Annotated in this window: 24 protein-coding genes; 11 read left to right on the forward strand and 13 right to left on the reverse strand. The window is 69.1% G+C overall.

Annotated features, from left to right (window positions below):
* Window positions 1-126 precede the first annotated feature (126 nt).
* Genes SPHPHY_RS0110065 through SPHPHY_RS0110095 form a run of 7 tightly spaced genes read left to right on the forward strand, consistent with a single transcriptional unit; the run spans window position 127 to window position 5229 of the window.
* Window positions 127-831 (forward strand): response regulator transcription factor, encoded by a 705-nt coding sequence (locus SPHPHY_RS0110065; RefSeq protein WP_022686557.1) that lies wholly within the window; start codon window positions 127-129, stop codon window positions 829-831.
* The gene (locus tag SPHPHY_RS0110070) at window positions 800-2374 is read left to right on the forward strand and encodes a sensor histidine kinase (RefSeq protein ID WP_022686558.1); all 1575 of its coding nucleotides are present in this window, start codon (window positions 800-802) and stop codon (window positions 2372-2374) included. The genes SPHPHY_RS0110065 and SPHPHY_RS0110070 overlap by 32 nt, the downstream gene beginning before the upstream one ends.
* On the forward strand, window positions 2371-2817 hold the full coding sequence (locus SPHPHY_RS0110075; RefSeq protein ID WP_022686559.1) for an HPr kinase/phosphorylase: 447 nt from the start codon (window positions 2371-2373) through the stop codon (window positions 2815-2817). Before SPHPHY_RS0110070 ends, SPHPHY_RS0110075 begins: the two co-directional genes overlap by 4 nt.
* Entirely contained in the window at window positions 2814-3710 is an 897-nt protein-coding gene (gene rapZ, locus SPHPHY_RS0110080) for an RNase adapter RapZ (RefSeq protein WP_022686560.1), read from the forward strand. The genes SPHPHY_RS0110075 and rapZ overlap by 4 nt, the downstream gene beginning before the upstream one ends.
* Window positions 3711-3727: 17 nt before the next feature.
* Window positions 3728-4147 (forward strand): PTS sugar transporter subunit IIA, encoded by a 420-nt coding sequence (locus SPHPHY_RS0110085; RefSeq protein ID WP_022686561.1) that lies wholly within the window; start codon window positions 3728-3730, stop codon window positions 4145-4147.
* On the forward strand, window positions 4144-4413 hold the full coding sequence (locus tag SPHPHY_RS0110090; RefSeq protein WP_022686562.1) for an HPr family phosphocarrier protein: 270 nt from the start codon (window positions 4144-4146) through the stop codon (window positions 4411-4413). Before SPHPHY_RS0110085 ends, SPHPHY_RS0110090 begins: the two co-directional genes overlap by 4 nt.
* Window positions 4414-4431: 18 nt before the next feature.
* Window positions 4432-5229: a TrmH family RNA methyltransferase gene (locus SPHPHY_RS0110095; protein WP_022686563.1), complete on the forward strand. Its 798-nt coding sequence runs from the start codon at window positions 4432-4434 to the stop codon at window positions 5227-5229.
* Window positions 5230-5293: 64 nt separating this feature from the next.
* On the opposite strand, the gene SPHPHY_RS0110100 is transcribed toward SPHPHY_RS0110095, so the two are convergent.
* From SPHPHY_RS0110100 to recR, 3 genes are all read right to left on the reverse strand, one after another.
* The gene (locus tag SPHPHY_RS0110100; RefSeq protein ID WP_028056741.1) at window positions 5294-6673 is read right to left on the reverse strand and encodes a DNA recombination protein RmuC; all 1380 of its coding nucleotides are present in this window, start codon (window positions 6671-6673) and stop codon (window positions 5294-5296) included.
* A 62-nt stretch (window positions 6674-6735) separates the two neighbouring features.
* Window positions 6736-7269, reverse strand: coding sequence for a peptide deformylase (gene def, locus SPHPHY_RS0110105; RefSeq protein ID WP_022686565.1), 534 nt, complete (start codon window positions 7267-7269; stop codon window positions 6736-6738).
* Between the two features lie 31 nt (window positions 7270-7300).
* Window positions 7301-7897 (reverse strand): recombination mediator RecR, encoded by a 597-nt coding sequence (gene recR, locus SPHPHY_RS0110110; RefSeq protein ID WP_022686566.1) that lies wholly within the window; start codon window positions 7895-7897, stop codon window positions 7301-7303.
* Window positions 7898-7950: 53 nt separating this feature from the next.
* Here recR and fmt point away from each other — a divergent pair, with 53 nt between their 5' ends.
* Together fmt and truA are read left to right on the forward strand one after the other, a co-directional pair.
* The gene (gene fmt / locus SPHPHY_RS0110115; RefSeq protein ID WP_022686567.1) at window positions 7951-8856 is read left to right on the forward strand and encodes a methionyl-tRNA formyltransferase; all 906 of its coding nucleotides are present in this window, start codon (window positions 7951-7953) and stop codon (window positions 8854-8856) included.
* Window positions 8853-9644, forward strand: a complete 792-nt coding sequence (truA, locus tag SPHPHY_RS19875) for a tRNA pseudouridine(38-40) synthase TruA (RefSeq protein WP_022686568.1) — start codon at window positions 8853-8855, stop codon at window positions 9642-9644. The genes fmt and truA overlap by 4 nt, the downstream gene beginning before the upstream one ends.
* Here the strand turns inward: truA and SPHPHY_RS0110125 are convergent.
* The 10 genes from SPHPHY_RS0110125 to dapA all read right to left on the reverse strand — a co-directional run bounded on the left by SPHPHY_RS0110125 (window position 9584) and on the right by dapA (window position 21178).
* Complete coding sequence (locus tag SPHPHY_RS0110125; protein ID WP_022686569.1) at window positions 9584-10762, reverse strand: class I SAM-dependent RNA methyltransferase; 1179 nt, start codon at window positions 10760-10762, stop codon at window positions 9584-9586. The two genes, truA and SPHPHY_RS0110125, sit on opposite strands and share 61 nt — an antisense overlap.
* On the reverse strand, window positions 10759-12132 hold the full coding sequence (locus SPHPHY_RS0110130; RefSeq protein WP_022686570.1) for a bifunctional ADP-dependent NAD(P)H-hydrate dehydratase/NAD(P)H-hydrate epimerase: 1374 nt from the start codon (window positions 12130-12132) through the stop codon (window positions 10759-10761). Before SPHPHY_RS0110130 ends, SPHPHY_RS0110125 begins: the two co-directional genes overlap by 4 nt.
* A 32-nt stretch (window positions 12133-12164) precedes the next feature.
* Window positions 12165-13886, reverse strand: a complete 1722-nt coding sequence (gene ilvD / locus SPHPHY_RS0110135) for a dihydroxy-acid dehydratase (RefSeq protein ID WP_022686571.1) — start codon at window positions 13884-13886, stop codon at window positions 12165-12167.
* A gap of 50 nt (window positions 13887-13936) precedes the next feature.
* Complete coding sequence (locus tag SPHPHY_RS0110140; RefSeq protein ID WP_022686572.1) at window positions 13937-14284, reverse strand: response regulator; 348 nt, start codon at window positions 14282-14284, stop codon at window positions 13937-13939.
* A gap of 42 nt (window positions 14285-14326) precedes the next feature.
* Window positions 14327-16741 (reverse strand): response regulator, encoded by a 2415-nt coding sequence (locus SPHPHY_RS19880; RefSeq protein WP_022686573.1) that lies wholly within the window; start codon window positions 16739-16741, stop codon window positions 14327-14329.
* Between the two features lie 16 nt (window positions 16742-16757).
* Window positions 16758-18812, reverse strand: coding sequence for a M13 family metallopeptidase (locus SPHPHY_RS0110150; RefSeq protein WP_022686574.1), 2055 nt, complete (start codon window positions 18810-18812; stop codon window positions 16758-16760).
* 65 nt (window positions 18813-18877) lie between these two features.
* Window positions 18878-19417 (reverse strand): DUF2062 domain-containing protein, encoded by a 540-nt coding sequence (locus tag SPHPHY_RS0110155; RefSeq protein WP_028056744.1) that lies wholly within the window; start codon window positions 19415-19417, stop codon window positions 18878-18880.
* A 23-nt stretch (window positions 19418-19440) separates the two neighbouring features.
* Window positions 19441-19923 carry an SsrA-binding protein SmpB gene (smpB, locus tag SPHPHY_RS0110160; RefSeq protein WP_022686576.1) on the reverse strand — a complete coding sequence of 161 codons (483 nt, stop codon included), beginning with the start codon at window positions 19921-19923 and terminating at the stop codon, window positions 19441-19443.
* Between the two features lie 39 nt (window positions 19924-19962).
* Window positions 19963-20283: a hypothetical protein gene (locus SPHPHY_RS0110165; protein WP_022686577.1), complete on the reverse strand. Its 321-nt coding sequence runs from the start codon at window positions 20281-20283 to the stop codon at window positions 19963-19965.
* Window positions 20284-20296: 13 nt separating this feature from the next.
* A complete protein-coding gene (gene dapA, locus SPHPHY_RS0110170) occupies window positions 20297-21178 on the reverse strand; it encodes a 4-hydroxy-tetrahydrodipicolinate synthase (RefSeq protein ID WP_022686578.1) in 882 nt (293 codons plus the stop codon).
* Window positions 21179-21292: 114 nt separating this feature from the next.
* Between dapA and SPHPHY_RS0110175 the strand changes: the two genes are divergently transcribed.
* Entirely contained in the window at window positions 21293-23251 is a 1959-nt protein-coding gene (locus SPHPHY_RS0110175) for a lytic transglycosylase domain-containing protein (protein WP_231370399.1), read from the forward strand.
* Window positions 23248-23736 (forward strand): transcription elongation factor GreB, encoded by a 489-nt coding sequence (gene greB / locus SPHPHY_RS0110180; RefSeq protein ID WP_022686580.1) that lies wholly within the window; start codon window positions 23248-23250, stop codon window positions 23734-23736. The genes SPHPHY_RS0110175 and greB overlap by 4 nt, the downstream gene beginning before the upstream one ends.
* Window positions 23737-23764 lie beyond the last annotated feature (28 nt).

Consider the following 23764-nt stretch of genomic DNA (forward strand, 5'->3'; position numbering starts at 1 on the left):
AGTGCCAAATACGTCATGCTCGTAGGCGCGTCAAACATGTTAAACACGACGATGCGACGGGCGGTCCCCATTGAGCAGGACGTCGGTTTGCCCTACCCCGTCCGTCGTGATGACCGGGACGACGCCATGACCGCCACGATCGCGCTGGTCGACGACGACCGCAACATCCTGACCTCGGTCTCGATCGCGTTGCAGGCCGAGGGTTTCCTGACGCGGCTGTATTCCGACGGCGAGGCGGCGCTGAAGGCCTTGACCGACAACCCGCCCGACCTGGCGATCTTCGACATCAAGATGCCGAAGATGGACGGGCTGGAGCTGTTGCGGCGGCTGCGCGAGAAGAGCCGGCTGCCGGTGATCTTCCTGACCAGCAAGGACGACGAACTGGACGAGGCGCTGGGGCTGGCGATGGGCGCGGACGATTATATCGCCAAGCCGTTCAGCCAGCGGCTGCTGATCGCGCGGATCCGCGCGATCCTGCGCCGGACCGAACCCGCCACACCGGGCACGGAGGACGAAGCGGCGGCGCAGGGGCCGCTGGAGCGCGGGCGGCTGGTGATGGACCCGGCACGGCACCGCGTCAGCTGGGACGGCAAGCCCGTGACGCTGACCGTCACCGAATTCCTGATCCTGGAAACGCTGGCGCAGCGGCCCGGCATCGTGAAGACCCGCAACCAGTTGATGGACGCCGCCTACCAGGACGACATCTACGTCGACGACCGCACCATCGACAGCCATATCAAGCGCGTCCGCCGCAAGTTCCGCGAGGCCGATCCGGCCTTCGACTCGATCGAGACGCTGTATGGCGCCGGCTACCGCTTTTCGGAGGAGTGACGCCGCCGAACAGGCACGCGCGTGGTCGGGCAAGGTCTCGCTCACGCCGCGCATCCTGGCGGTCAACGTGCTGGCGCTGCTGCTGCTGGCTGGCGGCTTCTTCTATCTCGAGTCGTTCCGCAGCCGCATCCTCGACCAGCGCACGACGCAGGCGGGGCGCGAGGTGTTGTTGATGGCCGAGGCGCTGGCACCGGTCGCCACACCGTCGCGCGATGCGACGATCGCGGCGCTGGCGCGGCAGACCGGCACGCGGCTGCGCCTCTACGATCGCAGCGGCACGCTCGCCGCGGACAGCCGCGCGCTGGGGGTCGCCAACTTCCGGCTCGACGATCCCGATGACGATCCCCTCGCCCGCCGCAGCGCGCGCTGGCTGGATGCCGGGATCGACCGCATCGTGCGCGCGCCCCTGGCGCCCGGTTATCGCGAGCGGCGCGACGGGCGGCGCTGGCCGGACGTGCGCGCGGTGTTCGCAGGCGATGCGACTGCGCAGACGTTGTGGCGTGCCCCGGATCGCACGCCGGTGATCACGGCCGCGGCCGCGCTGCCCGGCGGCTTCGCGCTGATGTCGACCGTCAACGCGCGCGACGTGACCGAGCGCGTGCGCGCCGAGCGTTTCCGGCTGAGCGTCGTGATCCTGGTGGCGAGCGCGATTTCGATCGGGCTGTCGCTGTTCCTCGCGCGCACGATCGTCGTACCGCTGCGGCTGCTGGCGCGAGCGGCGGTGCGCGTGCGGCTGGGGCGTGCGCGCGAGGTGATCGTGCCGCGGCTGCCGGAACGGCGCGACGAAATCGGGATGCTGGCGCGCGCGCTGTCCGACATGACGCTGGCGTTGCGCGCGCGGATCGATGCGACCGAGGCGTTCGCCGCCGACGTCACCCACGAACTGAAGAACCCGCTCGCCTCGCTACGTTCCGCGATCGACGCGCTGGAGCGGGTCGAGGACCCGGAATTGCGCGCGCGGTTGCTGGCGATCGTCAACGACGACGTGCACCGGCTCGATCGCCTCATCAGCGATATCTCCGAGGCGTCGCGGCTCGATGCGCAATTGAGCCGCGCCACCTTCGATCCGGTCGACATCGCCGCGATGCTGGCAGCGATGGTCGCGCAGCGCGAGGAACGCGGGACCACGCATGACGTGCGGCTGCGCTTCGATGCGCCGGGCGGCGATCTGGTCGTCGCCGGCGAGGGCGCACGCCTGGAGCGGGTGTTCGCCAACCTGATCGACAACGCGATCTCCTTTTCGCCGGATGGCGGGCTGGTGCGGATCGCGGCGCGGCGCGATCGTTCGATGCTGGAGGTGTGGGTCGAGGACGAAGGCCCCGGCGTGCCCGAGGAAGCACGCGAGGCGGTCTTCCGCCGCTTCCACTCCGTACGCCCGTCGCAGGAGACGTTCGGGCAACATTCCGGGCTCGGCCTCGCGATCGCGCGGACGATCGTGGAAGGACACCAGGGCGAGATCGGCGTCGAATCCCGCGAGGATCGGCTGAGCGGGGCGCGCTTCGTCGTGCGGCTGCCTCTGGCGGACGGGCGACGCGGCGGATGAGCGGCAGCGCTGCGCCCATCCACGCGACCTGCGTGGCGATCGGCGCGCAGGGCGTGCTGCTGACCGGGCCGTCCGGCGCCGGGAAAAGCGACCTCGCGATGCGACTGATCGATCGCGGGGCCGTTCTGGTCGCCGATGACTATACCGTCCTGTCCGACGAGGGCGGCGTGCTGATCGCGCGCTCACCCGCCACGATCGCCGGGCGCATGGAGGTGCGCGGGATCGGGATCGTCGCGCGCGCGGCAGCAGCCTCGGTGCCGGTCGCATTGGTAGTGGCGCTGGCCAGCGAGGACGAGCGGATGCCGGAGCCGCGGACGATCATGCTGCACGGCATTACCGTGCCGCAGGTGGTGATCGATCCGCGCTGGGCGTCGGCGCCGATCAAGGTCGAATGGGCGTTGGGCGAGCGGACCGCGCTCGGGCCCGCGGGGAGAGGCGAATGAACGAAGTGCTGCTGGTCACCGGCATGGCCGGCGCGGGCGTCTCGACCGTGCTCAAGACGCTGGAGGACATGGGGTGGGAAACCGTGGACAATGTCCCGCTGTCGCTGCTGTCGCGCGTCGTCGCGCCGCCGGCCGATCCCGACGAAGTGCCGCGCCCGCTGGCGATCGGTTTCGGCACGCGGACGCGCAACTTCGATGCGGAGACCGCGCTGCGCCGCTTCGAGGAGCTGCGCCAGCGTGGCGACAATGTCGGCCTGCTGTTCCTCGATTGCTCCGGCGAGGAACTGACGCGGCGCTTCGCCGAGACGCGCCGGCGCCACCCGCTCGCCGACGACCGTCCGGCGGTGGAGGGCATCCAGCGCGAGCGACGGCTGCTGGCGCCGCTTCGCGAGCGCGCCAACCGGCTGATCGACACCACGGCGTTCAAGGCCAACACCCTGGCGCAGCAGGTGCGGGAGATGTTCGCGCGCGACACCGCCGTCGGCACCACGTTGACGATCGAATCGTTCGGGTTCGCGCGCGGCATCCCGGCCGGCGTCGACATGGTGTTCGACATGCGCTTCCTGCGGAATCCGCACTGGGACCCGGCGCTTCGTCCCCATACGGGACAGGATGCGGCGGTGGCGGCCTATATCGCCGCCGACCCGGCCTATGAGGAAGCGGTGGCGCGGATCGAGGACCTGCTGCTGCTGCTGCTGCCGCGTTACACCGCCGAGGGCAAACCCTATGTCACGGTCGCGTTCGGGTGCACGGGAGGCAAGCATCGCTCCGTCCATGTCGCCGAGCGCATGGCAGGACGGTTGCGCGACGCGGGATTTTGCCCCACGATCGTACATCGCGACCTTGCGGCGGCCCCGCAGGATGCGCTCGAGGGACGCCCGACGGGTCAATGAACGGATTGTCGAAGCCAATGCAGGGGCCAGTTATCGGGTTGGTGCTTGTCACCCATGGACGTCTCGCCGACGAATTCGTGGTGGCGATGGAGCATGTCGTCGGCCCGCAGACGCAGGTGCGGACGGTGGCGATCGGGCCGGACGACGACATGGAGGCGCGCCGCGCCGACATCGCCGCCGCGATCGCCGAGGTCGATGAAGGACGCGGCGTGATCGTGCTGACCGACCTGTTCGGAGGAACGCCCTCCAACCTCGCGATATCGTTGATGGAACGCGGACGTGTCGAGGTGATCGCAGGTATCAACCTGCCGATGCTGATCCGGCTGGAATCGGCGCGCAAGGCGATGACGGTGGTTGCGGCGGTCGCCGCAGCACGCGAAGCCGGGCGGAAGTATATCTCGGTGGCGTCGGAAGTGCTCGGCGAGGCGGCGGCTTGAGCGTCTCGCGCACCGTCGAGGTCACCAACCGCCGCGGGCTTCACGCCCGCGCGAGCGCCAAGTTCGTGACGCTCGCCGCCGGGCAGCCGGCCGCGGTGAAGGTGGCCAAGGGTGATTCGGAAGTGATCGGCACATCGATCATGGGGTTGATGATGCTGGGCGCGGCAAAGGGCGACCAGATCACGATCTCCGCAGACGGCGAGCAGGCCGAGGGCGTGGTGGCGACGATGTGCGCGCTGGTCGAGGGCAAGTTCGGCGAGGATTGATCCTCCACGAGTTTCTTTATGCCCAAGGTCATCACCTCCTTCTCCAACCCACTGGTCAAGCGCGTGCAGGCACTGCGCGACAAGCGCCACCGCCGCGAGGAAGGGCTGTTCCTGGCCGAGGGGCTGCGCATCCTGACCGAGGCGCTGGAGACCGGGCGAATCCCGCGCATCCTGTTCTTCGCCGCGGCCAGCGTGGGCCATCCGCTGGTCCGCGCGCTGATCGACGCGGTCGAAGGCGATTTCGGCGAGGCGATCGAAACGACGCCCGACATCCTTTCGAAACTTTCGGGCAAGGACAATCCGCAGGCGGTGGTCGGCGTGTTCGACACGTTCGAGACGACGCTCGACATGCTCGACCGTTCGGCGGCGTCGATCTGGCTTGTCGCGGAGCGGCTGCGCGATCCCGGCAACCTCGGCACGATCCTGCGAACCGGCGACGCGGTGGGCGCCGGCGCGCTGATCCTGGTGGACGAATGCGTCGATCCGTTTTCCACCGAGGCGGTGCGCGCCAGCATGGGGGCGCTGTTCACGGTGCCCATCGTGCGCGTGATCTGGCCGGAGTTCCTGGAGTGGCTCCGCGCGGGGCCGGGGCAACTGGTGGGGCTGAGCCTGCAGACCGAGCACGGCTATCGCGAGGCCGCCTATGCGGCGCCGACGTTCCTGCTGACCGGCAACGAGGCGCAGGGGCTGCCGGAGGAATATGAGGCGGCTTGCGACCTGTTGGTCAAGATGCCGATGTTGGGCAAAGCCGACAGCCTGAACGCCGCGGTGGCGACGGCCGTGATGGCGTATGAGGTACTCGCGCGGCATCGGTGAGGCGTGGCGGACCGGCTACCCGCTTTTTCGCCACGGACCATGCCGTTCGTATAGCCGATCGCGACTATTTCGCGGCATCCTCGACCGGAACCAGCTTGGTGAGCGGGCGCGCGGCCTGTTCGCCGACCGGGAGCGCCTCGATCGATTTGTTGCCGGTGTCGATATTCAGCGTCTCGAAGCGGCGGGCGCTGGTCAGCACCTGGCTCTCGAGGCTCCCGACGAAGCTGTTATAGGCGCCCATCGCGGTATCGAGGTTCTTGCCAAGCCGTGCGACATGGCCGCCCATCACCGCCAGCCGCTGATACAATTCCTTGCCGAGTGCGCCGATCTCCTGCGCCTCGCGCGCCAGTTTCTCCTGCCGCCACACCGCCGAAACGGTCCGCGCGATCGCGATCAGGTTGGTGGGCGTCGCGAGCAGCACGCGACGCTCGAACGCATAGTCCCACAGCCCCGCGTCATGCTCCAGCGCGGCGGAGAGGAAATGCTCCCCCGGCACGAACATCACGACATATTCGGGCGCATCGTCGAACTGCGTCCAATACGCCTTCGCGCCCAACGCGTTGACGTGCGCGCGCATCGAAGCGGCATGCGCGGCCAGCCCGAGCTGCCGCTCGGCCTCGTCGACAGCGCCGAACGCGTCCTGATAGGCGTTGAGCGACACTTTGGCATCGACGATCAGCGACTTGCCGCCGGGCACGCGCACGATGGCATCGGGGCGGAGGCGCGCACCGTCTTCGCCGGCGACGCTCACTTCCATGCGGAAGTCGGTGTGCTCGGCCAGACCACATGATTCGAGGACGTTGCGCAACTGCTGCTCGCCCCAGCGCCCGCGCGCCTTCGGCGCATTGCGGAGCGCGTTGACCAGCTTGGCGGCCTCACCGGAGACACGCTCCTGTCCGACGCGCATTTCCTCGATCTGCCCGCGCAACTGTCCGAAAGCGTCACGGCGCTCGGCCTCGATCTTGGCGACGCCTTCCTCGTAGCGTTGCAGGCGATCGTTGACCGGCTGAAGCAGCGCACGCAGCCCCTGCCCCGATTGCTCCTCCGACTGACGGAAGCGTGCCTCGGCGCGTTCGAGGAACGCCTTTTGCGCCTCGCCCAGCGCGTTGGTCGCGACCTCGCGGAAGCGCAGGCTCATCTCGTCGGCGGCGGCGCGCAGGTCGGCGATGCGTTGCTCGGCGGCGCGGCCCTCCGCCTCCAGCCGCGACACCGCAAGCCGCGCACTCTCGCGCTCGTCGCGCGCCTGCGTCAATTCGGTGCGCAAGCCCTCGACGGCGCGGGCGCGTTCCTCGGCGGCGGCAAGGTCGGTGATCGCGCGCTTGAACTGCTCGACCTGTTCATCGCGTTCGCGGCGATAGCCAGCCGCCTCGCGCTTGCCGACGAACCAGCCGAGCAGCGCGCCGATGGCGACGGCGATCAGGGCGACGAGGACATATTCGATCATGACGGGAACATAGATCGAACGACCGGGCGCCGACAACCGCTAATCGGCACTGCCCGCGGCGATCAGCCCATGCGGCGGAGCTTGTCGAGCTTCTTCATCAGCATGCCGCGCTTCAGCCGCGAGATATGATCGATGAACAGTACGCCGTTCAGATGGTCGATCTCGTGCTGCATACATGTCGACATCAAACCGTCGAACTCGGCCTCCTGCCGCGCGCCCGTCGTGTCCAGCCACGCCACGCGGCACCGCATCGGGCGGGTAACCTCGGCATATTGCTCGGGGATCGAGAGACAACCTTCGTTGTAGCTCGACACCTCCTCGCTCACCCACGTGATCTCGGGATTGATGAAGGCGTGCGGCGTGCGCGCGGCCTCGCGCGGCTCGTCTTCCTCGAGCTCGCGCTCCTGCAAGTCGATGACGACGATGCGCTGCATGATCCCGACCTGGATCGCCGCCAGCCCGATGCCGTGCGCGTCGTACATGGTGTCGAACATATCGGCGACGATGCCGCGCACCGCGTCGTTCACCTCCGCAACGGGGGCGCAGGTCTCGCGCAGCCGCGCGTCGGGGACTTCTACAATCGGAAGAATGGCCATGCGCGTCGGCTAGAAGCGCGCCGCCGGGCCGTCAAGCGACCGGTCGCCGCGCGCGCAACGCCTGCGCCAGCGTACCCTCGTCGAGATAGTCAAGCTCGCCGCCGACCGGCAGCCCGTGCGCGAGTTGCGTGAGGCGCACCGGATGCTTCTCCAGCCGTTCCGCGAGGTAGTGCGCGGTGGTCTGCCCCTCCAGGGTCGCGTTCATCGCCAGCACCACCTCGTCGACCGCGCCGCCGGCGACGCGGGCGACCAGCGTCTCGATCGCGAGATCTTCGGGACGGATACCTTCGAGCGCGGAAAGACGCCCGCCGAGCACGTGGAAGCGGCCGGGGAAGAGCCGCGCACGCTCCAGCGCCCACAGATCGCTGACATCCTCCACCACGCACAGGCTGCGCGGATCGCGGCGTGGGTCAGCGCAGATCGCGCACGGGTCCGTCGTGTCGACATTGCCGCACGTTCGACAGGTTGCGAGACGTTCCTCGACCGCGATCAACGCCGAGCGCAACGGCACCAGCGATGATTCGCGGCGCTTCAGCAAGTGCAGCACCGCGCGGCGGGCCGAGCGCGGGCCGAAACCAGGAAGCCGCGCCAATGCGCTCGTCAGCGCCTCGATCTCGGGGGATGCCATGGGGAACAGATAGGGGGTTGCGCCGCGCGCCGCCAGCGTGTCGAGAGGCCGCCATGCGGATCATATTCATGGGAACCCCCAGCTTCGCGGTGCCGACGCTGGAGGCGCTGGTGGCGGACGGGCATGAGGTGGCGGCGGCGTACAGCCAGCCGCCGCGACCCGGCGGGCGACGCGGGCGCGAACTGGTGCGCTCACCGGTGCACGTGCGCGCGGAGGAACTGGGAATAAAGGTGCTGACGCCGGTGTCGCTGCGCACTTCCGAGGCGCAGGAAGTGTTTGCGGCGCATGCGCCGGACGTCGCAGTGGTCGCGGCCTATGGCCTGATCCTGCCGCGCGCCGTGCTCGATGCGCCGCGGCTCGGCTGCCTGAACGTGCACGGCTCTTTGCTGCCACGCTGGCGTGGTGCGGCGCCGGTGCAGCGCGCCATCCTTGCCGGGGATGCCGAGACCGGGGTCGGGGTCATGCAGATGGAGGCAGGGCTGGATACCGGTCCGGTCCGGCTGGAGGAACGCCTCCCGATCGACATGAAGAATGCAGGGCAAGTCACGGAAGAGCTTGCACAAATTGGCGCAGCGCTGATGGCGCGCGTCTTGCGCGATCCCGATGCCTTTCCGCCGGTGCCGCAACCTGCGAACGGCATCACCTATGCCGACAAGATCCGCAAGGAGGAGGCGCGGCTCGACTTCACTGCCGATGCGGGACAGGTCGTGCGGCAGGTGCTGGCATTCGCACCGATGCCGGGCGCGTTCTTCGAACATGCCGGCGAGCGGGTGAAGGTGCTGGCGGCGGAAGCCGTCGATGGCGAGGGCACGCCGGGCACGGTGCTGGACGACGCGTTGACGATCGCATGTGGGCGCGGCGCGATACGACCAGTGCGGGTGCAGCGGGCCGGACGCGGGGCGATGACCGTCGCCGAACTGCTGCGCGGATTCGCGATTCCGATCGGCACGCTCCTGTGACGCGTTTCGCGCTGACGGTCGAGTTCGACGGTCGGCCGTTCATGGGCTGGCAACGACAGGCGCATGGGCCAAGCGTGCAGAAGGCGATCGAAGACGCGGTGCTGGCGGTAACCGGCGAGGCCGTGACCGTCCATGCCGCCGGGCGCACCGATGCGGGGGTACACGGGCTGGCGATGCGCGCGCACTTCGACATCGCCAAGTCAATCACGGCCTTCCGGCTGGGCGAGGCGCTGAACGCGCGATTGCGGCCCGCGCCGGTCGCGATCCTCGATTGTGTCGCGGTCGCTGATGATTTTCACGCGAGATTCTCGTGCCTTGCGCGGTCTTATGAATATCGCATCATCAATCGCCGCGCGCCGCTGACGTTCGAGAAGGGGCTGGTGTGGCAGATATTACCGCCACTTGACGCAGCCGCGATGCACGACGCGGCGCAGCTTCTGGTCGGGCAACACGATTTCACGACGTTCCGCTCGGCGCATTGCCAGTCGGCGAGCCCGCTCAAGTCGATCGACTGGATCGAGGTGGTGCGTCACGGCGAGCGGATCACGACGCGGGTCGAGGCGCGATCGTTCCTCCATCATCAGGTACGCTCGATGGTCGGATGCCTGGCACTGGTCGGCATGGGGCGGTGGTCGGCCACCGATCTGGGCGACGCGTTACGGGCGGCGGATCGCACGCGGCTGGGGCTGAATGCGCCGCCCGACGGCCTCTTCTTCGTCGCAGCGGCTTACGAAGGCGACCGGCTGAAGCGCGCCGCAAGCTCGACGTGCGTCGACCAGCGAAACTGACCGACCGGCTGAACCCAGTCGAGCGTATAACCGGCCTTGCAAAGATCCTGAGCATCTCGGGCGAAGCTGTTGGGATTGCAGGAAACATACACGATGACCGGCACCCGTGACGTCACGAGTTGCAGTATCTGGTCACGTGCGCCGGCGCGCGGGGGATCGAGCACGATCGCGTCGAAGCGATCGAGCTCCGCGCTGGTCAGCGGGCGGCGGAACAGGTCACGGTGCTCGGTAAAGACCGGACGTTGCGCGCGGCCAGCCGCCGCCTTCAGCGACAGGATCGCGTCACGCGCACCCTCCGCGGCGTAGACGCGCGCCGGCAGCGCGAAGGCGAACGTGCCGAGCCCGGCGAAGAGATCGGCAACGATCCTGGCCGGGCCAACGCCTTCGCGGACCGCGGCGACCAGCGTCGCCTCCCCCTCCGCCGTGGCCTGGAGGAACGCGCCGGGCGGAAGCGGCACCGCGATGCCGCCGAGCGTAATCGTGACCGGCTCGGGCTCCCAGCGCGTTTCCGGGCCGAGATCGTTATCGAACGCGATCCGCGCCACCCGATGCTGCTGCGCGAAGGCGGCGAGCGCGTCGTGATGCGCCAGCCCCGCGGGCGCGACACCCTTGATGAGCAAATCGACACCCTGATCGGCGAGTGTCATGTGGATGTCGAGGCGACGCTTCGCCTTGAACGACGGCAGCAGGCGCTTGAGCGGGCGCACCAGCGCGAACAGCTCCGGCGCGATCACATGACATTCGTGAAGGTCGACGATCTGGTGGCTGCGCTCGGCCGTGAACCCGATCCGGCCGGACGGCTCCATATGCAGCGTCGCGCGGCGGCGCGTGCGCGGCGGCGACAAGGCAGGGCGGCGGATCGTAGTCGAAAGGCCATGAGCGGCGAGCGCCGACGCGACACGATCGGTGATGAAGTCGCTCCAGGTCGCATCGTCGAGATGCTGGAGCTGGCAGCCGCCGCATTCGGGATAATGGCGGCACGGCGGCACGGGATGGTGCGGGCCGCGGGTGACGGTGCCATCCTCGGCGATCGTGTCGCCGGGCGCGGAGAGCGCGACGTGGCGACCATCGGCGGCGACGCCTTCCCCGCGCGCGGCAACCCGGACGATAATGGTCATGCGCGTGCTCCGGCGAGGGCGGTGGCGAGGTCGTCGGCGACGAAGGCCGGGCCGAGTTGCCGCGCCGCGGCGGCGTGGAGCCAGACGCCGGCGGCGGCAGCGTCGATCGGGGCGCGCCCGCCGGCCAGCATGGCGGCGATCGCACCGGCGAGCACGTCACCGCTGCCGGCGGTCGACAGCCACGAACTTGCCGCATCGGCGAGGATCGCGCGACCGTCCGGGGTGGCGATCACGGTATCCGGGCCCTTGAAGACGACCGTCGCACCGGACTGCGTCGCAGCGGCGCGTGCGGCGGTGAGCTTGTCGACATCCGGCGCGCCGAACAGCGCGGCGAACTCGCCGGCATGGGGGGTGAGGATCATCGTGCCGCCGCGCGCGCGCAGGCGCTGCGGGGTGATCAAGTGGAGCGCATCGCCGTCGACGACCAGCGGGTGCGCGGTGGCGAGCACGCGGTCCAGCAACGTGCGCGCTTCGTCGTCACGGCCGAGCCCCGGGCCGATCAGCACGGTACCGATCCGCGGGTCGGCGAGCGCCGCGTCGTCACAGCGGCGGCGGACCAGCGCATGCGGCGCGCCGGGGATGGTCGGCCCGAGCAGTTCGACATAGCCGGCGCCGGCGTGCATCGCAGCGGTTGCGGCGAGTTGCGCGGCACCCGCCATCCGCCCGCGCACCACCGCGACCATGCCACGCGTGAACTTGTGCGCATCGACCGCCGGGGCAGGCAGATCCGGGTGCGACAGGACGTGCGCCTCGCTTCGCGTATCGACGCCGATCGCGAGCAACCGCACCGCGCCGCACCGCGAGGCGGCGGGTTGCAGCAGGTGCGCCGGCTTGGCCGCGCCGAGCGCGAGCGTGACGTGCATCACGGGCACCTCGCCCAGCACGGCGCCGTCGTCGGTCGACACGCCACTGGGCACGTCGACCGCGATCGCCAGCGACGCCGCGGCAACCAGCCGGGCGAGCGCGGCGGCGACCTCACCATCGAGCGCGCGCGACAGGCCGGTGCCGAACAGCGCATCGACCACGACCGGTGCGGGTGCGGTGGTGGCGAGCGGCTCCACCGCGCCGGTCCACAGCCCGCGCGCCGCGATCGCGGCGGGGCTGCGCGGCTCACCCGTGGCGGCGACGCGCACCGCGCGGCCGGCGGCGTGGAGCCGGGCGGCGGCCACGTAACCGTCACCGCCGTTGTTGCCGGGGCCGCACAGCACCAGCACCTCGTTCACGCCAGCCAGCCGGCGCACGGCATCCGCGACGCCGGCGCCGGCGCGCTGCATGAGCGTGTCGACGCCAGCGCCGGCGGCGATGGCGGTGTCCTCCGCCGCGCGCATCTCGGCAGCGGTGAGCACGGGGGTTCCGGCGATCGGGATCATGCCCGAGCGCCTAGGTCACCACCCCTGCTTCGTCAAATATCGGCGTAGACGTGCCGTTCCGCCCTGGCGCCAGGATGCGTCACCGCGCCCTTGAAGGCCGGGCCGACGTTCTGCGCGTACCGCCACAGCGCGCCCGCGCCGTAGCCGTTCTGCCGTCCCTGCCAGCGGGTGCGACGATCGGTCAGCACCGCTTCGTCGACGAGCAGATCGATCGTCCCCGCCTCGGCATCGATGCGGATCGGGTCGCCGTCCTCGATCAATGCGATCGGGCCGCCCTCCGCCGCCTCGGGGCCGACATGCCCGATGCAGAAGCCGCGCGTGGCGCCCGAGAAGCGGCCGTCGGTGATGAGCGCGACCTTTTCGCCCATGCCCAGTCCATAAAGCGCGGCGGTGGTGGACAGCATCTCGCGCATTCCCGGTCCGCCCTTCGGTCCTTCGTAGCGGATGACGACCACTTCGCCTTCGTTGATGGAGCGCGCCTCGACCGCGGCGAAGGCGTCCTCCTCGCAATCGAAGCAACGCGCCGGTCCCTCGAACTGCAGGCGATGCATCCCCGCGACCTTCACGATCGCGCCGTCGGGGGCGAGCGTACCGCGCAGGCCGACGACGCCGCCGGTCGGCGTGATCGGGGTCGCGACGTCGTAGATGACCTTCTGGTCGGGGTTCCACGTCACCTGATCGATGTTCTCGCCCAGCGTCCGGCCGGTCACGGTCAGGCAATCCCCGTCGAGCAGGCCGCCCGCCAGCATCGTCTTCATCAACATGTAGACGCCGCCGGCCTCGTACATGTCCTTCGCCACATATTGGCCGCCGGGCTTGAGGTCAGCGATATAGGGCGTCGACTTGAACGCCTCGGCGACGTCGAACAGGTCGAAGTCGATCCCGGCCTCGCTCGCCATGGCGGGCAGATGCAGTGCGGCGTTGGTCGAGCCGCCGGTCGCGGCCACGACGCGGGCGGCGTTGATGAACGCCGCGCGCGTGCAGATGTCGCGCGGGCGCAGGTTGCGTGCGACCAGTTCCATCACCTGCGCGCCGGCGGCGACGGCGATCTGCTCACGGGTGGTGTAGGGTGCGGGCACCATGTTGCTGTTGGGCAGCGACAGGCCGATGGCCTCGCCGACGCAGGCCATCGTGTTGGCGGTGAACTGCCCACCGCACGCGCCGTGCCCGGGGCAGGCAACCTTCTCGAGCTCGTGCACCTCCGACAGCGGGCAGGCACCGGCGGCATATTTTCCGACCACCTCGAACACGTCGACGACGGTCACGTCGCGGTCGTGGAAGCGGCCGGGCAGGATCGAGCCGCCATAGACGAAAATCGAGGGCACGTTCAGCCGCAGCATCGCCATCATCATGCCCGGCAGCGACTTGTCGCACCCGGCAAAGCCGACCAGCGCGTCGTAGCAATGGCCGCGCACCGACAGCTCGACCGAATCGGCGATCACCTCACGGCTGACCAGCGACGACTTCATCCCCTGGTGCCCCATCGCGATCCCGTCCGTCACGGTGATCGTGTTGAAGCGGCGCGGCATCCCCCCGCCCTGCTCCACCCCGCGGCGCGCGGCATCTGCCTGTGCGTCAAGCGTGGTGTTGCACGGTGCGCTGTCGTTGCCGGCGGAGGCGAGCGCGACGAACGGGCGTGCGATCTCCTCCTCGGTCAGGCCCATCGCATAATAATAGCTGCGATGGGGAGCGCGTTCGGGGCCGACCGACACGTGGCGGCTCGGCAGGCGGGACTTGTCGAAGGTCTTGGTCATAGCGCGCACGCCTATGTCGCCCGAGACCCCCTTCGCGCAAGGATAATGCGTCAGCCGAGTTGCGACAGTGCCTTTTCGACGCCGTCGATCGTGAAGGGCTTGGCGAGCCGCGGCCGGTCGCGATGGCCCGCCGCAATCTCCTCCCCGCCGCCGCCGGTGGCGAAAACGAACGGGATGTTGCGCTCCGCCAACGCGTCGGCGATCGCGAAGCTCTTCTCACCGCCACGCAGGTTGACGTCGAGAATCGCAGCGTCGAAGCCGCCCGCCTCGACAAGCGGCAGCGCCGCCGCCACGCTGTCGGCGGTTCCGGCATGGGATTTATCAAGCGCGTCGAGGAAATCCTCGAGCATCATCGCGATCAGGGGTTCGTCTTCGACCAACAGCACACGCATCGTCATGCGACCTGCCATAGCGCGGTCCATGCCGGGCGCAAGCCGCTGTCAGGCTCCGGTCTTCGTCGCTTCCTCCGCGATCAGCACGTCGCGCGTCGCCTCGGCGAGCTGCTGGACCGAAAACGGCTTGGGCAGGAACGCGACATTGTCGAGGTCGATCGAGCGCCGCAGCTGCTCCTCGGCATAGCCCGACATGAACAGGATCGGGATATTGGGGTGGATCTTGCGCAACTGCCGCGCGAGCGTCGGCCCGTCCATCAACGGCATCATCACGTCGGAGATGACGAGCGTCGGACGGTCGACGCCCTGCATCAGCTCCATCGCCGCCTCGCCGTTTTCGGCGGCGAGAACGGTATAGCCCTGTCGCGCCAGCGCGCGTTCGGCGACCGCGCGCACCATGTCCTCGTCCTCGACGAGCAGGATCGTGCCGGTACCCCACAGATCGCCCGACCGATGGCGCGCAGCCTGTTTGGCCTGCGCGGCGACGGTGACCGCATCGGGCACGCCGGCGGTGTGGACCGGCAGGTAGATGGTGAAGGTCGCCCCTTGCCCGGGCCGCGAATCGGCGAAGATGAACCCGCCGGATTGCTTGACGATGCCGTACACGGTCGACAGCCCGAGGCCGGTGCCCTTGCCGACTTCCTTGGTGGTGAAGAACGGCTCGAAGATCTTCGGCAGGACGTCGGCGGGAATGCCGGTGCCGGTGTCCGAAATCTCCAGCGCGGTATAATCGCCGAGCGGGACGATATCGCTGCCACGGCGGCGGATCTCGGCGATCGGGACCGAGCGGGTCTGGATCGTCAGCTTGCCGCTGGAACCCGTGCTGAGCATCGCATCGCGGGCGTTGACCGCGAGGTTGACCACCACCTGCTCCAGCTGCCCCGGATCGGCACGGACCGGGCCGAGATCGCGACCGTGCTTGACCTCCATGGTCACCGTCTCGCCCATCAGGCGGCGCAGCAGGTTGGAGACTTCGGAGACGACGTCGGGGAGTTGCAGCACCTGCGGGCGCAGCGTCTGCTGGCGCGAGAAGGCGAGCAGCTGCCGCGTCAGGCTGGCGGCGCGGTTTGAATTGGCGCGGATCTGCTGGATATCGTCATAGTCGCTGTCGCCGGGCGAATGACGCATCAGCATCAGATCGCAATGCCCGATGATCGCAGTAAGGATGTTGTTGAAATCGTGCGCGACACCGCCGGCGAGCTGGCCGACCGCCTGCATCTTTGTCGCCTGCGCCACCTCGCGCTTCAGGCGATTCTCCTCGCCATTGTCCTTGAGGCTGAGCAGCACCGCAGCATCGCCGAGCCCGCGCGCGGCAGCGATCGACAGTGCGACCGGCTCGTCGGGATGGTCCTTTAGCCGGACCGCGAGGTCGGTCGAGCGCGACGCGGTGCTGGCGAAGCGGCGGATCGCATCCGCGACCGCGCTCTTGTCCTCTCGCACCACGAGGTCGCCGGGGTAGATCGGCGGCGCGGCGGCATCGACGTCCGCCGCGCGCGCGAACGCGCTGTTCATCTGCAGGAAGCGCCCCTCGCGATCGACGAGCGCGACACCGAACGGCATCAGCATCAACAGCGCCTCGATCCCGTCGCCGGAACCGCCCAGCCCGGGCTCGCTGTCGATCAGCGCGACCAGGATCGGCGCGTCGGCATCTTCGGCAAGCGGGATCTGCACCAGTCGCAGCGGGTTCGCCGTCACGCCCTCCGACACGAACCGGACGGTGCCGCCCTGATCCTCGACCAGGAAGCGCGCGAGGTCCTCACCCAGGATCGACACGTCTCCGGACGGCGCGGCGCGCGTGCGCAGCACCGGATTGGCGGCGATCACATAGCCCTCGGCGGTGATCAGCGCCGCCATCACCCCGGCCGCACCGAGTTGCGCCCCGAGCAGCCCGTCGAGCGAGTCCATCAGTCGCGCGGGCAGGCCCGGCGAGACGGTGCGCCCGGCAAAGCGCCACACCAGCACGTCCTGCTGCTGACCGGCGCGCGTGATCGTCGCATCGATCGCGCCGACGGCCCCCTTCAACGTGACGCTCGCACGCCCGTCGCGCCACGCGACGCGGCCGGCGACCTCCAGCTCGCTGGCACCGTCACCCGCCAGCGGCAGCGACGGCGGCGTCGGGAAGCCGGCGAACAGATGTTCGTAACGGTCGTTGGCGCACACCAGCCGCCCGCCACGATCGGTGATCGCGATCCCGTCGGAGCTGGCCTCCGCCATCACCCGCATCAATTCCCAGTCGTAGCTGACCGACACCGCATCGCCGGGACCGCGACGGGCGTGGAGCAACGCAATGCCGACCCCGGCCAGCACGATCGCGGTGGCCGTGAAGCCGCCCGCGACGCGCAAGTCGTGGACCAGCCACAGGATCAGCGCCGCCGCGAGCACGCCGGCGGCGATGGCGATCAGCAGCGCACCGATGCCGCCGCTCCACCACCGGCGCTTGCCCGCGATCGACGCCAGCCGCATCATGATCCTCCGCCGATCACCAGATCCGCACGCGCGCGTCGGGCGCCAGATACAGCTTCTCGCCCGGCTGCGGCTTATAGGCCGTATACCATGGGTCCATGTTGCGGACGATGTCGCTGCGCTGCTCGGACGGGGCATGCGGATCGGTCAGCAAACGCTGGCGCAGATTCGCCTCGCGGTAGTTCCGACGCCACACCTGCGCCCAGCCGAGGTAGAAACGCTGATCGCCGCTGAAGCCGTCGATCACCGGGGCGGGCTTCCCGCCCAGGGTCGCCAGCCACGCATCGTGCGCGGCAGCCAGCCCGGCGAGATCGGCCGAATTCTCGCCGAGCGTCAGCTCACCCTTCACGTGCATTCCCGGGAGCGGTTCGTAGGCGTCGTACTGCCTGGCCAACCGCTCGCTGAGCGCCTTGAACTTCTGGACGTCGCCATCGGTCCACCATTGCGTCAGCCGGCCCCTGGCGTCGTACTTGGCGCCCTGATCGTCGAAATGGTGGCTGATCTCGTGCCCGATCACCGCACCGATCCCGCCGTAATTGACCGCTGGATCGGCCTTGGGATCGAAGAACGGCGGCTGGAGGATCGCGGCCGGGAAGGTGATCGCGACCAACCCGAAATTGGCCTGCGCATTCACCGTCATCGGGGCCATGCCCCATTCCCAGCGGTAGATCGGCTTGCCGAGCTTCGTCACCTCGAAGTCGTGTCGCCATTGGTTGGCGCGCAGCATGTTGCCGAACGCGTCGCCGCTGCGCACGTCGAGCGCGGCATAGTCGCGCCACCGATCGGGATAGCCGATCCGCGGTTCGAAGGCGGCAAGCTTGGCGAGCGCCTTCTGCTTGGTCGCGGGTGCCATCCAGTCGAGCTTCTGGATGCGCTGCCCGAGCGCGGCGAGCACGTTCTTGACCATCGTGTCCGCCGCCGCCTTGGTCTCCGGCGGGAAGTAGCGTGCGACATAGACCTTGCTGACCTCGTCGGTCAGCGCCGACGAGGTAAAGCCGACCGCACGCTTCCAGCGCTCCTGCTGCTGCGGGGTGCCGCTCAGCACGGTGCCGTTGAACGCGAAGCTTTCCGCGTCGATCGCCTGCGGCAGCACGGCGGCGAAGCCATCGAGGCTGCGCAGCATCAACTGATCGCGCAACACGCCGATCGGCGTCGCGGCGATCAGCTTCGCCGTGCCGGCAATCGCGGTCGGCTGTGCGACGATCAGCGACGGTGCGCTCGCCTTCTCGGCGTTCAGGAAGGCCGCAAAGTCGAAGCCGGGCGCGCTCTGCCGCAATTGCGCGAGCGTCATCTTGTTATAGGTCTTGTCCGCGTCGCGGCTGTCGATACGCGTCCAGTGCGCGCGGGCCAGTCCGGTCTCGAACGCGACCACTGCGGCGGCGCGTGCCTCGCCATCCTTCTCGCCGGCGAGCGTCAGCAATTTCGCGAGGTGCGCCTGATACGCCGCCTTGGTCTGGATCAGCTTGGCATCGGTCGACAGGTAATAGTCGAGGTCGGGCATCCCCAGGCCGCCCTGCATCAGGTTGACGGCATAGACGTCCGGGTTCTTGTCATCCTGCCCGACATAGAAGCCGAAGGGGATGTCCACGCCGTTGCGGTCGGCCTCGGCGAGCAGCGCGGGATAGCCGGCCATGTCGACCTTGCGGATCCTGGCCAGCCACGGCTGGATCGGTGCGAGCCCCGCCTTCTCGATCGCGGCGGTATCGAGGAAGGCGGCATAGGCGCGACCGATCTTGGAATTGCCGCCACTCTTCGCCGCGTCGAGGATGCCGCGCGTGCGCTCCCGCGACAAATCCTGCAGCACGTTGAACGCGCCATAGTTCGACTCGTCGGAGGGGATCGCGGTGTTCTTCGCCCAAGTTCCATTGGCATAGGCGTAGAAATCGTCGCCTGGCTTGACGCTCCGGTCCATGCCCGCGGCGTCGAAGCCGAACGTCCCGTAGGTCGGGCGATCGCTTGCCGGGGGAGCAGCCGGTGCCGCGGTCGGGGGTGATGGCGGGATGGATTGTGCGAGGAGCGCCGCGGGCAGCAGCGCGATCAACGAGGTCAACGTGACGGTGGACAGACGCATTTACTTGGCATCCTTGTGGAAAGCCTTCCGATGCGGCGTTTCTTAGCCACCCCGTTGCACAGACGCTAGTTACCCTGGTGACGATGCCGCCACTTGCGCGCGATCCACAGCCGCCACAGCAGCGCCGCGAGCCCATAGCCGAGCACCGCGCCGATCAGCGAGCAGACCACCATCCCGACGGCGGTCGCCGGGCCGACGTCCTGCACCAGCCATTCGATCCAGCCCGGCGTCGCCTGCACCGCATCGCCGAGCGGCTGGCCGGGCACCGAATGGTCGAGGTGGAGCAACCAGCCGCCGACCTTGTAGTAAAGGACGAACAGCAGCGGCGTGGTGAGCGGGTTGGTGAAGAAGGTGGTCAGCGCCGCCGCCGGCACGTTGGCGCGACACGGCAGCGCCAGCACCGCCGATGCGGGAATCTGCCCCATCGGAATCAGGATGCCGGTAAACATGCCCAGCGCGACGCCGCGCGGCACCGAGCGACGCGTGAAGCGCCACAATTCGGGGGCGAGCACGCGATGCGCGACGGGGCGCAGCACGCGGCTCTTCGCCATCGACTCGCGCGTCGGCAGATTGCGGCGGCTCCACGCCGCCAGACGTTCCCACATGGTCACAGGCCGGCTCGCCACGCTCAGCCGTGGTCGCGCATGATGCGACCGGCCTCGCGCTTCCAGTCGCGCTCCTTCAGGTGCTCGCGCTTGTCGTGCGCCTTGCGCCCCTTGGCGAGTGCCAGTTCCACCTTCGCGCGCCCCTGCCCGTTGAAATAGACGGTCAGCGGGACCAGCGTCATGCCCTCCCGCGCGACCGCGCCGTGCAGCTTGTTTATCTCACGCACGTGAAGCAGCAGTTTACGCGGGCGCTTCGGTTCGTGGTTGAAGCGGTTACCGTGGCTGAATTCGGGGATGTTCGAATTGACCAGCCACACCTCCTCGCCCTTCACCTCGGCATAGCTCTCCGCGATCGAGCCCTCCCCGAAGCGCAGCGACTTCACCTCGGTGCCGGTCAGGACGATCCCCGCCTCATAGGTGGTGTCGACCGCATAATCGAAACGGGCGCGGCGATTCTCGGCGACGATCTTCTTCTTGTCGAAGGTGGCGGGTTTGGGACGCGACATGCGCGTGATGTAGGCGCGTCCGGCGCGTGGGGCAAAGCCTCAGTCCCGCAATTTTCCCAACGGTATCCTCAGCCGGATCATCACACGGTTGCTCGGCACGCCGCCGACGCTCCCGGCCTCGGCTTCCGCTGCCAGCGCGGCGCGGCCGCCGAGGATGCCGGTTTCGGCCTTCGGCAGCGCGGCGGCGTCGGCGCTGTAGCGGTCACCGAGCGGGCGGAGGCGGTAGCGTTGCGGGTCGGCGCGACGACCACAGACCACCACGTCGCCGGCCGCGGGCCGGGCGCACGGATCGGGCGCGGGCGGCTTGTCGAGCAGCGGGCCGGCGACGGTGGCCTGGAGGAGGAACCAGATCGCCGCCATCGCCGCCGCTCCTTCAAAGGCCAGCGCGTTCCAGGCCCGCGTCCACCGCGGCCCGGCTGGTCGCGGACGGCCAGGTCATCGGCAGGCGCAAGCCGTCGGGGAACCCGGCGCGCACCCTGGTCATCGCGTATTTCACGGGACCGGGCGACGCGTCGGTGAACAGCGATGTATGAAGCGCGAACAGCCGGTCGTGGAGGTCGCGTGCCGTCGCGTAATCCCCGGATGCGCACGCCGCCTGGAAATCGGCGCAGAGCCGCGGCGCGACGTTCGCGGTGACCGAGATGCAGCCCACCCCGCCATGCGCGTTATAGGCCAGCCCGAGATCGTCGTTGCCCGACAATTGGCAGAACTCCGCACCCAGCGCGGTGCGATGCTGGGTGACGCGGGTGAGCACGCCGGACGCGTCCTTCACCGCCACGAACACCTTCGGGAAATCGGCGACGATGCGGATCAGCGTCTCGGGCTGGATATCCGTCACGGTGCGCGCGGGCACGTTGTAGAGCACGATCGGCAGCGGCGCGGCGTCGGCCAGCGCGGCGAAGTGGCGATAGATGCCCTCCTGCGACGGCCGGTTGTAGTAAGGCGGCACCATCAGCGCGGCATCCGCGCCGGCCTCCCGTGCGGCGTGCAGGTTCGCGGCCGCCACGCGCGTGTCGTTCGAGCCCGCGCCCGCGATCACCGGCACGCGACCGCGCGCCTGATCGACGCAGACGCGGACGATCGCGAACTGCTCTTCCTTGGTCAGCGTCGCCGCCTCGCCCGTGGTGCCGCACGGGACCAATGCGGACGAACCCTCCGCGATCTGCCATTCGATCAGGTCACGGTAAGCGGGCTCCACGAAATGGCCCTGCGCGTCGAACGGCGTGACCAGCGCCGGGATGGAACCTGAGAACATGAGGCGGATTTGCTCCTGTGGCGCGATTTTGGGGACGTCGTTCAGCGCAGATACGGCTAGGGTCGCTATCCTGTCCACCACGGGCGTCGGTCAGAAACAGTGAAGGCGGGTGCGTTGATCCTTTTCGTTGCAGTAGCAGGAACCCTGGCGGTGGCCGCCGGGCAATATGGCGCGGTGCCCGCCACGCAGGCGCCCGCCCCGGTGGCGAGCGCGCCGTTGCCGGGCATGGCGCAGCCGTTGGCGCAGTGGAAGGCATTGCAACAGACCGACGCCCTGCCGTTCGACAGCTATTTCTCGTTCATCAGCGCGCATCCCGGCTGGCCCGGCGAGGCCGCCTTCCGTCGCACGCTGGAACGCAAGGCATCGACCGATCCGAACACGCCGATGGCGAGCGTCGCGGCGTTCTGTCGCCGCTGGAAGCCGCTGACCGCCGCGGGGTGGGTCGCCTGCGCGCGCGCCTATCAGGCGAGCGGCGCGACGATGGACGCGCAGGTGGCGGCGCGGACCGGCTGGCGGCTGGGCAATCTGTCGGCGCAGGACGAATCGACGATGCTGGCGCAATTCGCCAGTGCGCTGTCGCCTGCCGACCACGACAAGCGCGTCGACGCGCTGTTGTGGCAGGGCGCGACCGGCGCGGCGATGCGGATGCTGCCCTATACCAGCCCCGCGCAGCGCCCGCTGTTCACCGCGCGGCTGGCGGTCCGCAGCGAGGCGGAGAACGCCTCGGCGCTCTCCGCCAGCTATGACGCGATCGGCGCACGCGATCCCGGCTACATCGCCGACAAGGCGACGTGGCTGCGCAACTCGGGGGCGAGCCCGAGTGCGCGGACGTGGCTGGCGCGCACCCGCAGCGGCATGACGCTGCCCGGCAACGTCGAGAAGTTCTACGAGGCGCTGCTGGTCAACGCGCGCGGCGCGGCCGCGGACGGACAGTGGCAGACCGCGTACGACATCGCGCGGCAGATCGACGATGCCTATCCGGTCGGCACCGACGTCTCGACCAAGCCCTATGGCGAGCGCGACGATTATACCTCGCTGGCGTGGCTGGCGGGACAAGCGGCGATGAAGCTGGGGCGGCCAGCGGACGCACGCGCGATGTTCGAACGTTACGGCCGCGGCAGCCAGTCACCGCAGACGCGTGCGAAGGGCTTCTACTGGGCGGCACGCGCAGCGGAACAGGCGCGCCAGCCGGACGCGGCCGCGCTGTTCGAGCGGACCGCGGGGTATCGCGACCAATATTACGGGCAGCTGGCGATCGAGCATCTTCGCCGCCCGCTGACGGCCCCGCCCGCCCCGCCGGCGCCGGTGATCGCCGCGGCGTATCGCGCCGCTTTCTATGCGCGCGAGACGGTGCGCGCGGCGCAATTCCTGGGGCAGATCAACCAATATCAGGACCAGACGTCGTTCGTTAAGCAGATCGCGTCCGACGCCACGACCGATAGCGACCATTATCTCGCCGACGAGCTGTCGCGCGCGCTGCGCCGCCCCGACCTGGGTGTGCTGGTCGGGCGGAGCGCGATGCAGAACGGCCTGACCGAATATAGCGCCAACGGCTTCCCGACGGTGGCGGTGCCGACCGGTTACGAATCGCAATGGCCGCTGATCCATGCCGTCGCGCGGCAGGAGAGCCAGTTCGACCGCGCCGCGCGCAGCCCGGTCGGCGCGAGCGGGCTGATGCAGTTGATGCCCGGCACCGCACGCGAGCAGGCGGGCAAGCTGGGGCTCGACTATGATCCGGTCCGGCTGACCAGCGACACGAGCTACAACATCCAGCTGGGATCGAGCTATTTCCAGCGGATCTTCGGCCTCTACGGCAGCTATCCGCTCGCCATCGCAGCGTATAATGCCGGGCCGGGCAACGTGAACAAGTGGCTGCGCGCCTATGGCGATCCGCGGACCGGCGCCGTGGACGCGGTCGACTGGGTCGAGGCGATCCCGTTTGGCGAGACGCGCAACTATGTGCAGCGCGTGCTGGAAAATGCGGTCGTCTACGACCTGATGAACCCGGCACGGGCGAAGAGCCGCGGCCCGAACAACCTGAGCTGGTATCTCGGGCGATCGCGCGGCGGATGAACGATCGCCCTAACCACATCACCCCCGCCGGCTATGCCGCGCTGCGCCGCGAATATGAGCAGTTGTTCGCGACCGAACGCCCGGCGCTGGTCGAAACGATCTCGTGGGCGGCGGGTAATGGCGATCGATCCGAGAACGGCGATTACATCTACGGGCGCAAGCGGCTGCGCGAGATCGACCGACGGCTCGGGTGGCTGTCGAAGCGGATGAAGGCGGCGAAGGTGGTCGATCCCGCGCAGCAGCAGGACCGTACGCGCGTGTGGTTCGGCGCGACCGTGACGATCGCCGACGAAGACGATCACGAGCGCGTACTGACGCTGGTCGGCGACGACGAGACCGACGCCGGTGCGGGGCGCGTCGGGTGGAACGCACCGATCGCACGTGCGCTGCGCGGCGCGACGGTCGGGGACATGCGCCGCGTCACGCTGCCGGCGGGCGAGCGCGAATATGAGATCGTCGCGATCGGATATCCGCAGGCCGGCTGATATCCGATCGGCCGGGGAACGCGCCTGC

Source organism: Sphingomonas phyllosphaerae 5.2 (assembly GCF_000419605.1).
Lineage (GTDB): Bacteria > Pseudomonadota > Alphaproteobacteria > Sphingomonadales > Sphingomonadaceae > Sphingomonas > Sphingomonas phyllosphaerae_B.

Coding starts and splice junctions, on each gene's coding strand:
- SPHPHY_RS0110165 (WP_022686577.1), bottom strand. CDS start 20,283: ATGGCGGCGATCTGGTTCCTCCTCCAGGCCACCGTCGCCGGCCCGCTG.
- SPHPHY_RS0110095 (WP_022686563.1), top strand. CDS start 4,432: ATGCCCAAGGTCATCACCTCCTTCTCCAACCCACTGGTCAAGCGCGTG.
- SPHPHY_RS19880 (WP_022686573.1), bottom strand. CDS start 16,741: ATGCGGCTGGCGTCGATCGCGGGCAAGCGCCGGTGGTGGAGCGGCGGC.
- recR (WP_022686566.1), bottom strand. CDS start 7,897: ATGGCATCCCCCGAGATCGAGGCGCTGACGAGCGCATTGGCGCGGCTT.
- SPHPHY_RS0110065 (WP_022686557.1), top strand. CDS start 127: ATGACCGCCACGATCGCGCTGGTCGACGACGACCGCAACATCCTGACC.
- greB (WP_022686580.1), top strand. CDS start 23,248: ATGAACGATCGCCCTAACCACATCACCCCCGCCGGCTATGCCGCGCTG.
- SPHPHY_RS0110150 (WP_022686574.1), bottom strand. CDS start 18,812: ATGCGTCTGTCCACCGTCACGTTGACCTCGTTGATCGCGCTGCTGCCC.
- SPHPHY_RS0110140 (WP_022686572.1), bottom strand. CDS start 14,284: ATGACGATGCGTGTGCTGTTGGTCGAAGACGAACCCCTGATCGCGATG.
- SPHPHY_RS0110075 (WP_022686559.1), top strand. CDS start 2,371: ATGAGCGGCAGCGCTGCGCCCATCCACGCGACCTGCGTGGCGATCGGC.
- SPHPHY_RS0110125 (WP_022686569.1), bottom strand. CDS start 10,762: ATGACCATTATCGTCCGGGTTGCCGCGCGCGGGGAAGGCGTCGCCGCC.
- SPHPHY_RS0110100 (WP_028056741.1), bottom strand. CDS start 6,673: ATGATCGAATATGTCCTCGTCGCCCTGATCGCCGTCGCCATCGGCGCG.
- SPHPHY_RS0110155 (WP_028056744.1), bottom strand. CDS start 19,417: ATGTGGGAACGTCTGGCGGCGTGGAGCCGCCGCAATCTGCCGACGCGC.
- def (WP_022686565.1), bottom strand. CDS start 7,269: ATGGCCATTCTTCCGATTGTAGAAGTCCCCGACGCGCGGCTGCGCGAG.
- ilvD (WP_022686571.1), bottom strand. CDS start 13,886: ATGACCAAGACCTTCGACAAGTCCCGCCTGCCGAGCCGCCACGTGTCG.
- SPHPHY_RS0110070 (WP_022686558.1), top strand. CDS start 800: ATGGCGCCGGCTACCGCTTTTCGGAGGAGTGACGCCGCCGAACAGGCA.
- dapA (WP_022686578.1), bottom strand. CDS start 21,178: ATGTTCTCAGGTTCCATCCCGGCGCTGGTCACGCCGTTCGACGCGCAG.
- rapZ (WP_022686560.1), top strand. CDS start 2,814: ATGAACGAAGTGCTGCTGGTCACCGGCATGGCCGGCGCGGGCGTCTCG.
- SPHPHY_RS0110085 (WP_022686561.1), top strand. CDS start 3,728: ATGCAGGGGCCAGTTATCGGGTTGGTGCTTGTCACCCATGGACGTCTC.
- smpB (WP_022686576.1), bottom strand. CDS start 19,923: ATGTCGCGTCCCAAACCCGCCACCTTCGACAAGAAGAAGATCGTCGCC.
- fmt (WP_022686567.1), top strand. CDS start 7,951: ATGCGGATCATATTCATGGGAACCCCCAGCTTCGCGGTGCCGACGCTG.
- SPHPHY_RS0110130 (WP_022686570.1), bottom strand. CDS start 12,132: ATGATCCCGATCGCCGGAACCCCCGTGCTCACCGCTGCCGAGATGCGC.